We start from the raw sequence: 12,507 nt of genomic DNA, 5'->3' as shown, positions 1-12,507 counted from the left end.
GTCCATCCCCAGTTCCGCGTTGATCCCCAGCCGCGTGCTCGTCGCTGCTCGGCGGACAGGTTTGGTCGGCGGCGGTTGCGACCGTCGGGCCATGACCACACACGAACCTGACTATCGCTTCACCCGTCCCGGCGCCCTGATCGCCGCGCTGCCCGCTGTGCTCGGCTTCGTGCCGGAGAAGTCACTGGTGCTGGTGTCCCTGGAGGACCGCGAGATGGGAGCCGTCATGCGCCTCGACCTGTCCAAGGCGATGGACGGGGACCTCACTCACCTCGCGGAAGTCGCGGCCGCCTCGGGAGCGGACACGGTGGTGGCCGTGATCGTCGACGCCGACGGCGCCCCGTGCCCGATGTGCAACCACGACTACCGCGACATGTGCGACGAGCTGGACGCGGCGTTGTCCGCCCACGACATGACCGTCTACGCCACCCACGTGGTCGACCGGATCGAGGCCGGCGGCCGGTGGCACTGCGTCGACGGGTGCGGCGCATTCGGCGCCGTGGAGGATCCGATGGCCTCCCCGCTCGCCGCGGCCGCCGTTCTCGAGGGACGACGACTGTATCCGCGCCGGTCCGATCTGCAGGCGGTGGTCGCGGTCGCCGACGCCGGCCGCGCCGCTTCGCTGGTGCCGGCGATCGCCGCGCATGCCGAGGCGCGGGAGGCCGACTGCCGGGCCGATCCCGACGGGCGCGGTCGCCGCGATGTCGAGGCGGCCATCGCCATCGCCGCCCGGGTCAGTGACGGTGCGGGCCTCGAGGATGCCGAACTTGCGATGCTGGCGTGCGCGCTGACCGACGTCGCGGTCCGCGACACGTTGTACGCGCTGGCGGTCGGTGCGGTGGCCGGCAACGCCGAGGCGCTGTGGACGGTGCTGGCACGAACCCTTCCCGACCCTTGGCGGACCGAAGCGCTTGTACTGCTGGCCTTTTCGGCGTACACGCGGGGTGATGGGCCGTTGGCCGGGCTGTCGCTGGAAGCGGCGCTGCGCAGCGATCCCGAGCATGGGATGGCGAAAATGCTCGACACCGCGCTGCAGTCGGGCATGCGGCCCGAGCAGATCCGGGAGCTGGCCGGTGCCGGGTACCGGCTGGCCAAGCGGTTGGGCGTGCGGCTTCCGCCGCGGCGAACGTTCGGTCGCCGCGCGGTGTAGAGCGGGCTAGACCTTCTCCACCTTGACCGCGTGGGCCATCTCATGGGGCAGGTGCACGTTCTCGTGGCCGCCGATCAGGATCGTCACACCGCCGTGCGGGCCATTCTCCACCTGCACACGGGCATTGGGCACCACACCGGCCCCCTTGAGCTGGCCGATCAGCTCGACGTCGCCCTGGACGTGCTCGGAGAGCTGGCGGACCACCACGGCGACGGGGGAGCCGGCCGGAAGCTCGGTCAGACGCACCAGGTTGGCGTCTTCGAACTTGCTCATGTCCAGGCCGAGCAGCGACAGGCCGGGGATCGGGTTGCCGAACGGGGACACCGTCGGGTCATCGAGCACCTGCACCAGGCGGCGTTCGACGTCCTCGCTCATCACGTGTTCCCAGCGGCAGGCCTCGGCGTGCACCTCTTCCCACGGCAACCCGATGACGTCCACCAGCAGGCGCTCGGCGAGGCGATGCTTGCGCATCACCGAGACCGCCAATTCGCGCCCCTTTTCGGTCAGTTCAAGGTGCCGATCGCCGGCCACATGCAGCAGTCCGTCGCGTTCCATGCGGGCCACGGTCTGGCTGACCGTCGGGCCACTCTGCTCGAGCCGCTCGGCAATGCGTGCGCGCAGGGGGATCACGCCCTCCTCTTCGAGGTCGTAGATCGTGCGCAGATACATCTCAGTGGTATCGACCAGATCGTTCATTAAGGACACCCTTCGTCTGCCCCGAGTCTACTTGGCTAGCTGGGTAAATGGACGTGCAACACCTCCGCCCACAGCAGTGTGCCCGCCGGCTTCGCCGACGGGCACACTGGAGGGGTTTGCTTACTTAGCTGGCGTACGACCGCAGCCGGTCGGCCCGGTCGCCGTTGCGCAGCTTCGACATGACCTCACGCTCGATCTGGCGGACCCGCTCGCGGGACAGGCCGAACAGCTTGCCGATCTGATCGAGGGTGCGCGGCTGACCGTCGTCGAGGCCGAACCGCAGCCTGATCACCTGCTGCTCCCGCTCGTCCAGCGTGGCCAGCACGTGGCGGATGTCGGTGTGCAGCAACTCGGCTATCACCGCGTTCTCGGCGGACATCGCCTCGGAGTCCTCGATGAAGTCACCGAGCGGGGCCTCCTCGTCGCTGCCGACCGGCATGTCGAGGCTCACCGGGTCGCGGCTGTGCTCGAGCAGATCGTTGATCTTCTCGACCGGAATACCCGACTCCTCGGCCAGCTCCTCGTCGCTGGCCTCCCGGCCCAGGCTCTGGTGCATCTCACGCTTGATCCGGGCGAGCTTGTTCACCTGCTCCACGAGGTGGACTGGCAGCCGGATCGTGCGGCTCTGGTCGGCCATGCCGCGCGTGATCGCCTGACGGATCCACCACGTGGCATACGTCGAGAACTTGAAACCCTTGGTGTAGTCGAACTTCTCCATCGCGCGGATCAGACCCAGGTTGCCCTCCTGGATGAGGTCCAGCAGCGGCATGCCGCGACCGGTGTAGCGCTTGGCCAGCGACACCACCAGGCGCAGGTTGGCCTCCAGCAGGTGGCTGCGGGCGGCCTGCCCGTCGCGCACGATGACGGCGAGATCGCGCTTGCGGTTCTCGCTGAGTCGCTTCTTGGTCTCCAGCAGGTGCTGGGCGAACAGCCCCGCCTCGATCCGCTTGGCCAGCTCTACCTCGTCCTCTGCGGTGAGCAGGGCGGTTTTGCCGATGCCGTTCAGATAGACGCGCACCAGGTCGGCGGCTGGACTCTGGGCGTCCAGATCGCTGTCAATCCGGCTGGTGGTGGCATTTGCCATGGTGGCCTCCTGATCGGCTGCAACTGTCACAGCGTTTAACGTGCGATCCGATCAAAGAGTTCCCGTAAGCGCGTCTGTTCACACCCTCTGACGTGCGGGAATAGTGAGAAGCCCTGAGAATGTCCTGAGAAACGGCCGCGTTGGCGGTCAGTGGGAACCGCGGTCGGGACCACCGGCCGGATGCGGTTGCGCAGCAGAGATCCCGGCGTCGAGCGCGCGATGCTCGGCCCGCGGGAACAACGGAGTGCGCTGCGGGGTGTCGTTGAAGCGACGGGGCTCTTCCGCGCGCCGGGGCGGACGGTCATTGGCGATGAGGACGGCCATCCACGGCAGCGGCAACGACACCGCGATGATCGCCAGCGAGATCAGGCCGTTGTGCCACAGGCCGTACGCGGCGGCCGCCAGGATCAGCGCGGGAATCCGAAAAGACATGATCGCCAGGTACTTCCGCACGCGCTGGCGATGCTGCTCTTCGTACGGTGTCGCCGCGGCGGTGATGAGCACGGGCCGACCTTCGTCGTCGAATCCCAGCTCACGCTTCATAGCTCTACTGTTCCACAGTTTGTGATCGATATGCATGCCGGTTTCTTACGGCTGTCTTACCGGGCACAATGTCTTCTATGCAGACTCAGACGATCGAGCGCACCGACGCAGACGAACGCGTCGACGACGGAACCGACGACGACGCCCCCAAGGTCTTCCATTACGTCAAGAAGGACAAGATCGCCGAGAGTGCCGTGATGGGCACCCACGTCGTCGCACTGTGCGGCGAGGTGTTCCCGGTGACCCGCGCGGCCAAGCCGGGTTCGCCGGTCTGCCCGGACTGCAAGCGGGTCTACGAAAACCTCAAGAAGGGCTGACCGGGGCGACTTCGGTCGTCTCGCCGGGCGCCGGCTGCGGCTCGTCGTCGGCGGCGGTGTCTTTGTCACCCATCGACTTCGCCTTGCGCCTCAACCACGTTCGCACCTGTTCAGCGTGCGGCGTGGGGGCGGGAAATTCCTCTTCGATGGCGGCATTGAGTTCGGCGCCGATCATGATCGCGAAGCCGAGGAAGAACGCGAACAGCAGAAACGCGATCGGCGTCGCGAGCGCCCCGTACGTGTAGCCGGTGCTGGTGATCCAGGTCAGGTAGAACCGCAGTCCCATCGTGGCGACCACGAACACCGTCGTCGCCAAGACTGCACCCCAGACCAGACGATGCGTCGGCAGCGGCTTGGGCAGCGCTACCCGGTAGAGGATCGTCACTGCCAGCACCAGGGCCAAAACCAGGGTGGGGTAGTAGCCGTATTGCAGGATGTTGTCCCAGCTGTCGGGCAGGTACGACGAGATCTTGCGGGGACCGAGCGCGACGAAGGGCGCCGCGGCGATGACGAAGACCAGCATCACGACGTAGAGGCCCAACGCGAAGAACCGCTGCCGCACCGGATGGCGCAACGGCGTCTGATCGTGGGCTTCCACCACCGAGTCCACGAACGCTGAGATGGCCGACGAGCCGGCCCAGAGGCTGATCACGAAGCCCACCGAGACCACCTCACCGCGCGCGCCCGCCACGATGTCCCGGACGGTCGGCTCGATGATCTCGTTGACAACGTTCTTGGAGAAGAAGCTGTCGGCAAAGTTGATCAGCTGGTTCTGGATGGTCGGCAACGTGTCGGGCCCGAACAACGGGGCGATATAGGCCAGGCTGCCCAGCACGCCCAGTAGCAACGGCGGCAGCGACAACACCGACCAGAAACCGGCCTGGGCCGACTCCGAGAAAATGGAGTCGTCCCAGCTCTTGGACAATGTGCGCTTCGAGATCCGCCATACGTGGTGACGGGACGGCTTGGCCGATTGGTCAGTCATGACCAGTCCAGCATTCCTGACGACGGCGATCCTGCCCAGCGACGCGGCCGTGAGTAGTGGTTACGCCTCCGACGGGCTGACTTCGATTACCGCGGCCAGCTCGACCAACTTGGCCTGGTGCTCGTTGGCGTGATGCTGGCAGAACAGAAGTTCGGCACCGGAAGGAAGCTTGGCGCGCACCCGAGCCGCTGCACCACAGCGGTCGCAGCGATCAGCCTTGGTCAATTCAGGACTGGTCAGGGTCGCGTTCATGGGCTCCTCCGTAAGGTGCTCAGCGCTTCGGTGACTGGTCGCCACCGTCACGTATCTCTACTGTCTCAGACGTTTTGTGTTCCGGCCTTGTTCCCCGGGGGTTTAACGCTGTGTCGTGTCTCACGCCTTGTCGTGTTGCGGGTGGTGCAGTGTGGTCGTATGTACCCGAATCCGGAATTCTTACTCCACCTGTGCGGACAGCGAGACTGGGAAACCGCTGAGGCCAGTGGTGAACTTTGCCCCGCATCGCGCAGCGATGCCGGATTCATCCACCTGTCGACACCGGAGCAGGTGCACCTGCCGGCCAACCGCTTGTATGCCGGCCGAACCGATTTGGTGCTGCTCCACATCGACCCTCAGCAGTTGCAGGCGCCGCTGCGTTGGGAACACGGTGTTCCAACGGATCCCGAGTCGATGCGGTTCCCGCACCTGTACGGCCGATTGCCCACTTCGGCCGTGATGAACGTCACGCCCTACCTGCCGGGGCCCGACGGCCGGTTTCCGCCGTTCGTGTCCTCGACGTAGGCGTCGGCCTCGATCTCCACCAGCAGCCCGGGCTCGATGAGCGCGGCGACCTCGACCATGGTGGCGGCCGGACGGATCGCCCCGAAGAACTCCGCGTGCACCGCGCCGATCGCGCGCCAGGACGTGATGTCGGTGACGTAGATCCGGGTTCGGACGACGTCGGACAGCGAGGCGCCGAGATCGTCCAGCGCTGTTGCTATGCGTTGCAAGGCGTTTCGGGTCTGCTCGACGATATCGGCGCCGGCGCCGGTGGTGCCGGAGACCGCGACGTGCGGGCCGATGCGAACCGCCCGCGAGTAGCCGACCAGATCTTCGAACTCGGTGCCTGATCCAAGGTTCACCCGCCGTGCTGACATGGGCTCACAATAGGAGCTTGGTCACCCACCGCCGTAGAGACGCAGCGATCGCGCGGCGGCGCTGGCCACCTCAGAGCGCAGCGACGTGATCGGCGAGCTGCCCCGGGTGTGCACCGCGTTGGACAGCAGCACCACGTAGGTGTCGGACCGTGGGTCCAGCCACAGCGACGTGCCGGTGAAACCGGTGTGGCCGAAGCTGCCGACGGGGAACACCGCGCCGCGAGTGCTGGACTGGCCGGTATCGATGTCCCAACCGAAACCGCGAAGGTTCGCACCGGGGATCGCCGGATACCGCGCGAGGTCGCCTGGGTTCCCGCCCCGCGCAGCGTTGGCCGCGTCGAGCTGTGCCGCGGTATGGCCCGGCTGCTGGGGGGAGGTCATCAACTCGAGGGTCGACTGCTTCAGCGGAAAGGCGCTGGGCCTGCCGGCAAGCCGGTCGAGCAGTGCCTGGGCGAAGACGCTGACATCGGCGGCGGTGGAGAACACCCCGGCATGTCCGGCCACCCCACCCATTCGTCGCGCCGTCGTATCGTGCACGGTGCCGCGCAGCAGGTGACCGAAATCCGGGTTGCGGTCCGGCTCGCCGGGGTTGTCCTCATCCCACGCTGTCGGCGCGATGCGGGGGAGCAGATCCGTAGTCCATTGGCCTGCAGCACATTCAGATGACTCGGTGGGTGACCACCGGACTGCGGCGCCCGTGATCGTGTGGTGGCCGCAGACTTTCGCCAGCGGCAGATAGCGGGTGTCGGTCATGCCCAGCGGGGCGAACACGTGCTGCTGAACGTAGTCGTCCTCGGGCTCACCGGTGACTCGCTCGATCAGCGCGCCGAGCAGGATGAAGTTGATGTCGGAGTAGCGAAACCCTTCTCCCGGAGGCGATTCCAGCGGCGTGGTCAGCGCACGACGGAAACCCTCGGCGCGGTCGGGGGAGGCCAATCCCCACGGGTCCCTGAGCTCGACGTCACCGGTTTCACCTGAGGTGTGGGTGAGCAGCATCCGCACCGTCACCGCGGCGCGCTTGGGATCGTTGCCGGTGTTGAAGTCCGGCAGATACTTCTGCACCGGGTCGTCGAATGCCAGCCGGCCCTGCTCGTAGAGCTGCATGACAGCGGTCGCGGTGGCCAGTGGCTTCGTCAGTGACGCGAGGTCGAAGACGGTGTCCTCGGTCATCGGTTCGGCGGGCGCAGGTGATCCGTCCAAGCCCCGCTCGCCGGCCAGCTTGCGCACCCCGTAGGCCCTGCGGAACACGACCGTGCCGGCGTGCCCCACCACGACCACCGCACCGGGCAGGCGATTGGCGGCGACGGCCTCGGTCATGATCGTCGACACCGCGGGAAGATCGGGTGTCGGCGCCCCGGCCGGCATCGCGGGCACATACGTGGGAACCGCTGCCGGGGTGACCGTGGCGTGCGGCGCGGGACCGTGAGAACACGCGGTTGCCAAGGTCAGCAGTACGCACCCGGCAGCGCGGGCTGCCCAATGAAAACGGCCCCGGCGCAACGGAATTGGCTCGGCCTCAGTCGAGGTAGTCGCGCAGCACCTGAGAGCGGCTGGGGTGCCGCAGCTTACTCATGGTCTTCGACTCGATCTGCCGGATCCGCTCGCGGGTGACCCCGTACACCTGGCCGATCTCGTCGAGGGTGCGCGGCTGGCCGTCGGTAAGGCCGAACCGCAGCCGCACCACGCCGGCTTCACGCTCGGACAGCGTCTCGAGCACCGACTGCAGCTGATCCTGGAGCAGGGTGAACGACACGGCGTCGACGGCCACCACAGCTTCGCTGTCCTCGATGAAATCGCCGAGCTGGCTGTCGCCCTCGTCACCGATGGTCTGGTCCAGCGAGATCGGCTCACGCGCGTACTGCTGGATCTCCAGCACCTTCTCCGGCGTGATGTCCATTTCCTTGGCCAGCTCTTCGGGGGTGGGCTCGCGGCCCAGGTCCTGAAGCAGCTCACGCTGGATGCGGCCGAGCTTGTTGATGACCTCGACCATGTGCACCGGGATACGGATGGTGCGGGCCTGGTCGGCCATCGCACGGGTGATCGCCTGGCGGATCCACCACGTCGCGTAGGTGGAGAATTTATAGCCCTTGGTGTAGTCGAACTTCTCCACCGCGCGGATCAGACCCAGGTTGCCTTCCTGGATGAGGTCCAGGAAGGCCATACCGCGACCGGTGTAGCGCTTGGCCAGCGACACCACCAGACGCAGGTTGGCCTCGAGCAGGTGGTTCTTCGCGCGGTCGCCGTCGCGGCAGATCCACTGCATGTCGCGGCGCTGCTGCACGGGCAGCTTCTCGCCCTTGTCGGTCTTCTCCGCCATCAGCTGGGTGGCGTAGAGGCCGGCCTCGATCCGCTTGGCGAGCTCGACCTCCTCCTCCGCGTTGAGCAGCGCGACCTTGCCGATCTGCTTCAGGTAGGCGCGGACCGAGTCGGCCGAGGCGGTGAGCTCGGCGTCCTTGCGGGCCTGCCGCAGTGCCTCGGACTCTTCTTCATCCCACACGAAGTCGCCGGAGGCCTTGTCCTTCTCCGACGGCTCGGCGATGTCTTCTTCGTCCCCGGCCTCGCCCTCGGCGGCCGGCGCGCCCGCGGCGGGGGCGCCTTCCTCGTCGGCCGCGTCATCAGAATCGGCGACGTCTTCGAGGTCCTCGAGTTCGATGTCGTCCTCGGCTACGTCGATTTCGGGATCGACGTCGAGGTCGCCGTCGAGTTCCTCATCGGCGCCGGCCTCGGCGTCGGTGTCGGTCGGGGCGGCATCCTTCTTGGCCCGGCCGCGGGTGGCCGGCGCCTTCTTCGCGGCAGCCTTGGTGGCGCGCGCCTTGGTCGGCGTGGCCGTTCCGTCAGTGATCTCGGAATCGCCGGCTTCGGCTCCGGCGGCGCGGGGAGCGGCCTTGGCGGCACGCTTGACCGGCGCGGAACCGTTGGCCGCCTTGGCTGCCGGCTTCTTCGCGGGAGTCTTGGTGGCGGTGCGCTTCACCGGCTCATCGGTTGCCGGGCTTGCCTTCGTCGCTGCCACGTACACCCTTTCGGTCGTGCTGGCTCTCGGCGGGCGCGGGCGCGCACCGAAAGCGTCGGCTATGAGGACTATTGGCGTGGATCTCGTGGTGGATTCTCGCCGCTATCCGGTAGGCGGCCGCCATCGACCATTGTAACGACAGTGTGGGCCGCTACCGCGCCGAGCGATGAAAAATCAGCGTGTGACGTCGGCCTGTGCCGCCATCGCGGCCCCGACGATGCCCGCCTCGTTCTGCAACTCCGCGGCGACCACCGGTGTCCGGTTCTTCAGCAGCGGGATCCATTTGTCGGCTTTGCGGCTGATGCCGCCACCGGCGATGAACAGGTCGGGCCAGAGCGCGTTCTCGATGCTGACCAGCACTTTCGTGACTTCCTGGCTCCACCGCTCGTAGCTCCAGTCCTTGCGTTCCTTGACCGAGGACGCCGCCCGATGTTCGGCCTCCTTGCCGTCGACCTCGAGATGGCCGAACTCGGTGTTGGGCAGCAGCTGACCGTCGTGGATCACCGCGGATCCGATCCCGGTACCGAAGGTCAGCAAGATGATCACGCCGTCCCGGTTGCGTCCGGCGCCGTGGTGCTGCTCGGCGATGCCCGCGGCGTCGGCGTCGTTGAGCACCACCACGTGCTGGCCGTCCAGGGCCGCGCCGATGACCTCGGAGGCGTTGGTGCCGATCCAGCCTTTGTCGACGTTGGCCGCGGTCTGTACGACGCCGTTGACGACGACGCCGGGGTAGGTGACACCGAGCGGGCCGGTCCAGTCGAAGTGCCGGACCACTTCGGCGACCGTCGCGGCGACCGCTTCGGGGGTGGAGGGCTGCGGGGTCAGCAGTTTGTAGCGGTCGCCGATCAGTTTGCCGGTGTCGAGATCGACGATCCCACCCTTGACCCCGCTGCCACCGACGTCGACGCCGAAGCCGCGGTTCTGTCCGGGGGTGGTGGGGGATTCGGTCTCGGGCATGGGCTGCTCCTCGGCGACGCGGGCGGTCTGCGCGATGCACACACTAGTGGCTGCGCGGCCCTTTGTGTTCGGTGTCGGGAGGTCTGTGCTGCGATGGTCAGATGAACGGCAACGGGGGACCCGAGTTACGGGCGCTGGCGGAACAGCTGGCCGCCGAAGCCGCCGCGTTCGTCCGCCGCCGGCGCGCGGAGGTCTTCGATGGGGAGCGCGGGTCGATCGGCACGCATACGGTTCAGACGAAGAGCACCCCGACCGATCCGGTGACGATTGTGGACACCGAAACCGAACTGCTACTGCGTGATCGGCTCAGCGCGCTGCGCCCCGACGATGTGATTCTCGGGGAGGAGGGCGGCGGCCCGGCGGCCGGCACGGACGGTGCGGTCTGCTGGGTGCTCGACCCGATCGACGGCACCGTGAACTTCATGTACGGCATTCCGGCATACGGGATCTCGGTCGCCGCCCAGATCGACGGCGTGTCGGTCGCGGGCGCGGTGGCCGACGTGGTCAGCGGCGAGGTGTACTCGGCGGCCGCCGGGCACGGCGCCCACGTGTCCAGCGGCGGGCAGCGTCGGGAGCTGCGGGCCGGCCCGGTGACCGAGCTGTCGATGGCGTTGGTGGGCACCGGTTTCGGCTACGCCCCGCAGCGGCGCGCCGAGCAGTCGGCGCTCCTGGCGCAGTTGCTGCCGCTGGTGCGTGACGTCCGCCGGATCGGGTCGGCCTCGCTGGATCTGTGCATGGTCGCCGCGGGCCGTCTCGATGCCCACTACGAGCACGGTCTGCACGTGTGGGATTGGGCCGCGGGGGCTCTGATCGCCGCCGAGGCGGGCGCGGTGGTGACCTTGCCGCGGCTCGAGGAGGACGGCGCGCTGCTGGTGGCGGCGGCGCCGGGGATTGCCGGAGCGCTCACCGACGCCCTGGCGGGTTTCGGGGGCTTGCGGCCGTTGGCCTAGTCAGCAGGTGCCGTTGTGGATCTTGGTCAGCAGCGTCGAATCGGCCGGCTCGGTGGCGTCCGGACGCAGACCGGCCAGGACGGCGTCGATGTCGTCGCTGTGCGCGAGCGTGGTGAAGTCGGTGCCGATGGCCAGGTCCACCGAGTCGTCCTTGCGGTCGTCCTGGAACAGCTCGACGCAGGGTGCCACCAGCCAGACCGCGGCCGCGCCCGCCCGGCCGCTGCTGCCGAAGCGGATCTGGCCCTGGCAGGTCAGCCGGGTGTTGGTGTAGATCGGATCGTTGGCCGCGGTGGGCTGGGCGAAGCCGAGGTCACGCAGCGCGCCGGCGACCTCGCCGGCCTGCCCGCCCTGGCCGCTGGCGTTGAGCACCCGGATCTTGGTGTCGACGAGCTTGGCCGGTGCGACGTCGATCATCGAGGAGTGCGACACCTGCTGGCCGAGGGTGGGGGCGCCGGGATCGGCGGCCGGTGGCGGCGGGTTGCAGGCCGCGGCCTCCCGCACGTCGACCGGGCGGGTCAGCACGAATCCCCACACAATCGCGGTGATCACGAACATCACGCCCAGGGCGATGAGTCCGGGCAGGTAGTTGCGTCGACGGAACGGGCGACCGTGCTTGTCGAAGGCCGTACCCTCCGTGATTTGAGCGACCACGGATGCACTCTAGAGGCACCGGGCGGATCCCGGCCCAACACGCCCGTCGATCAGAATGAATACATGTGACGTAAATCACATACGACGTAAGGGGGATCTGGGCACTAATCGTTTGGCGGATCCGTTCCACGCTGATACAAAGCCATGCTGAGGTTACGAGGGGACAAAAGATGGCTACCGACTACGACGCCCCGAGGCGCACCGAGACCGACGAGGTGTCCGAGGATTCACTGGAGGAACTCAAGGCGCGCCGCAACGAGGCGCAGTCGGCCGTAGTAGACGTCGACGAGACGGATTCCGCGGAGAATTTCGAGCTGCCCGGCGCGGATTTGTCGGGCGAAGAGCTGTCGGTACGCGTGGTTCCCAAGCAGGCGGACGAGTTCACCTGCTCGAGTTGCTTTCTGGTGCACCACCGCAGCCGGCTGGCCAGCGACAAGAACGGCGTCATGATCTGCACGGACTGCGCCGCGTAGTCATCTCCCGTCCGTGACGATGCGGCCGAGGGACGAGGCTGAGGAGGAGCGGGGCATCAGCTCCGCAGCGCTGAGAGCACCCGGTCCGGGTGGCGGGCGCTGACCAGCCAGTACGGCGTCGGATCGTCGGGATCGTCGAGCACCACCAGAACCAGCGGGCCCACCCAGCCGCGATGCAGCACGAACGCTGCCGGATCGAGCTGACGGCCCAGCGCCGCCGACTTCGCGGTCGGCGGGATCTCGGCCGACCGGGACACCACCGACGTCGGCAGATGCGCCTGACCTGCCCACAATTCGACCTCATCGCCGTTCTCGCCGCCGGTCACGACCCGGACCTCGGTGCGGCTCATCCACAGCAGCACGCCCACCGCGACGGCACCGAGTACGGCATATGGCAGCCACTCCGGCAGGGTGCGCACACCCATGGTGACTTCCTTGGCGATCAGTGCCGCCAATGCCAGTCCGAGCGGCCACCACCACCACGGCACCCAGAGCCGCTCGCGGTACCGCACGGTTTGCGAGGTCACACGCGAACCAGACACGCGGCCAAGGGTAGTC

The 12,507-nt window shown here is 67.5% G+C and carries 16 protein-coding genes; 5 read left to right on the top strand and 11 right to left on the bottom strand.

Translation table 11 applies throughout. The features are described 5' to 3' along the window. Positions 1 to 91 precede the first annotated feature (91 nt). Positions 92 to 1,150 (top strand): DUF4192 domain-containing protein, encoded by a 1,059-nt coding sequence (locus tag D3H54_RS18100; protein ID WP_149380216.1) that lies wholly within the window; start codon positions 92 to 94, stop codon positions 1,148 to 1,150. 6 nt (positions 1,151 to 1,156) lie between these two features. Here D3H54_RS18100 and D3H54_RS18095 read toward each other — a convergent pair whose 3' ends face one another. The 3 genes from D3H54_RS18095 to D3H54_RS18085 all read right to left on the bottom strand — a co-directional run bounded on the left by D3H54_RS18095 (position 1,157) and on the right by D3H54_RS18085 (position 3,473). Then, positions 1,157 to 1,846, bottom strand: a complete 690-nt coding sequence (locus D3H54_RS18095; RefSeq protein WP_149380215.1) for an iron-dependent transcriptional repressor DtxR — start codon at positions 1,844 to 1,846, stop codon at positions 1,157 to 1,159. 124 nt (positions 1,847 to 1,970) lie between these two features. Continuing rightward, positions 1,971 to 2,960 carry a sigma-70 family RNA polymerase sigma factor gene (locus tag D3H54_RS18090; protein ID WP_286198918.1) on the bottom strand — a complete coding sequence of 330 codons (990 nt, stop codon included), beginning with the start codon at positions 2,958 to 2,960 and terminating at the stop codon, positions 1,971 to 1,973. Between the two features lie 117 nt (positions 2,961 to 3,077). Beyond that, positions 3,078 to 3,473, bottom strand: a complete 396-nt coding sequence (locus D3H54_RS18085; protein ID WP_149380213.1) for a DUF3099 domain-containing protein — start codon at positions 3,471 to 3,473, stop codon at positions 3,078 to 3,080. Between the two features lie 77 nt (positions 3,474 to 3,550). Here D3H54_RS18085 and D3H54_RS18080 point away from each other — a divergent pair, with 77 nt between their 5' ends. Beyond that, positions 3,551 to 3,790: a DUF3039 domain-containing protein gene (locus D3H54_RS18080; RefSeq protein ID WP_036338588.1), complete on the top strand. Its 240-nt coding sequence runs from the start codon at positions 3,551 to 3,553 to the stop codon at positions 3,788 to 3,790. On the opposite strand, the gene D3H54_RS18075 is transcribed toward D3H54_RS18080, so the two are convergent. Both D3H54_RS18075 and D3H54_RS18070 read right to left on the bottom strand, forming a co-directional pair. Continuing rightward, positions 3,777 to 4,775, bottom strand: coding sequence for a YihY/virulence factor BrkB family protein (locus tag D3H54_RS18075; RefSeq protein WP_149380211.1), 999 nt, complete (start codon positions 4,773 to 4,775; stop codon positions 3,777 to 3,779). The two genes, D3H54_RS18080 and D3H54_RS18075, sit on opposite strands and share 14 nt — an antisense overlap. Positions 4,776 to 4,835: 60 nt before the next feature. Continuing rightward, a complete protein-coding gene (locus D3H54_RS18070; protein WP_115319514.1) occupies positions 4,836 to 5,027 on the bottom strand; it encodes a DUF7455 domain-containing protein in 192 nt (63 codons plus the stop codon). A gap of 159 nt (positions 5,028 to 5,186) precedes the next feature. Between D3H54_RS18070 and D3H54_RS18065 the strand changes: the two genes are divergently transcribed. Beyond that, a complete protein-coding gene (locus D3H54_RS18065) occupies positions 5,187 to 5,552 on the top strand; it encodes a DUF952 domain-containing protein (RefSeq protein ID WP_149380210.1) in 366 nt (121 codons plus the stop codon). Here the strand turns inward: D3H54_RS18065 and D3H54_RS18060 are convergent. The 4 genes from D3H54_RS18060 to ppgK form a co-directional block, all read right to left on the bottom strand. Then, positions 5,501 to 5,908 (bottom strand): RidA family protein, encoded by a 408-nt coding sequence (locus D3H54_RS18060; RefSeq protein ID WP_149380209.1) that lies wholly within the window; start codon positions 5,906 to 5,908, stop codon positions 5,501 to 5,503. The two genes, D3H54_RS18065 and D3H54_RS18060, sit on opposite strands and share 52 nt — an antisense overlap. Positions 5,909 to 5,929: 21 nt before the next feature. After that, complete coding sequence (locus tag D3H54_RS18055) at positions 5,930 to 7,225, bottom strand: serine hydrolase domain-containing protein (protein WP_432246597.1); 1,296 nt, start codon at positions 7,223 to 7,225, stop codon at positions 5,930 to 5,932. A 199-nt stretch (positions 7,226 to 7,424) separates the two neighbouring features. Next, the gene (locus tag D3H54_RS18050; protein WP_149380208.1) at positions 7,425 to 8,918 is read right to left on the bottom strand and encodes an RNA polymerase sigma factor; all 1,494 of its coding nucleotides are present in this window, start codon (positions 8,916 to 8,918) and stop codon (positions 7,425 to 7,427) included. A 174-nt stretch (positions 8,919 to 9,092) separates the two neighbouring features. Next, entirely contained in the window at positions 9,093 to 9,875 is a 783-nt protein-coding gene (gene ppgK / locus D3H54_RS18045; RefSeq protein WP_149380207.1) for a polyphosphate--glucose phosphotransferase, read from the bottom strand. A 101-nt stretch (positions 9,876 to 9,976) separates the two neighbouring features. Between ppgK and D3H54_RS18040 the strand changes: the two genes are divergently transcribed. After that, the gene (locus tag D3H54_RS18040; RefSeq protein ID WP_149380206.1) at positions 9,977 to 10,825 is read left to right on the top strand and encodes an inositol monophosphatase family protein; all 849 of its coding nucleotides are present in this window, start codon (positions 9,977 to 9,979) and stop codon (positions 10,823 to 10,825) included. On the opposite strand, the gene cei is transcribed toward D3H54_RS18040, so the two are convergent. Continuing rightward, positions 10,826 to 11,476 (bottom strand): envelope integrity protein Cei, encoded by a 651-nt coding sequence (cei, locus tag D3H54_RS18035; RefSeq protein ID WP_149380205.1) that lies wholly within the window; start codon positions 11,474 to 11,476, stop codon positions 10,826 to 10,828. Between the two features lie 170 nt (positions 11,477 to 11,646). Here cei and D3H54_RS18030 point away from each other — a divergent pair, with 170 nt between their 5' ends. Further along, a complete protein-coding gene (locus D3H54_RS18030) occupies positions 11,647 to 11,949 on the top strand; it encodes a DUF4193 domain-containing protein (protein ID WP_005145714.1) in 303 nt (100 codons plus the stop codon). A 56-nt stretch (positions 11,950 to 12,005) separates the two neighbouring features. Here the strand turns inward: D3H54_RS18030 and D3H54_RS18025 are convergent, their stop codons facing one another. Continuing rightward, the gene (locus D3H54_RS18025; RefSeq protein WP_149380204.1) at positions 12,006 to 12,491 is read right to left on the bottom strand and encodes a DUF3093 domain-containing protein; all 486 of its coding nucleotides are present in this window, start codon (positions 12,489 to 12,491) and stop codon (positions 12,006 to 12,008) included. Positions 12,492 to 12,507 lie beyond the last annotated feature (16 nt).

This window comes from Mycobacterium sp. ELW1 (genome assembly GCF_008329905.1).
Lineage (GTDB): Bacteria > Actinomycetota > Actinomycetes > Mycobacteriales > Mycobacteriaceae > Mycobacterium.
Note: the sequence above shows the minus strand (reverse complement) of the source record. Positions and strands in the feature narration are given on the sequence as shown.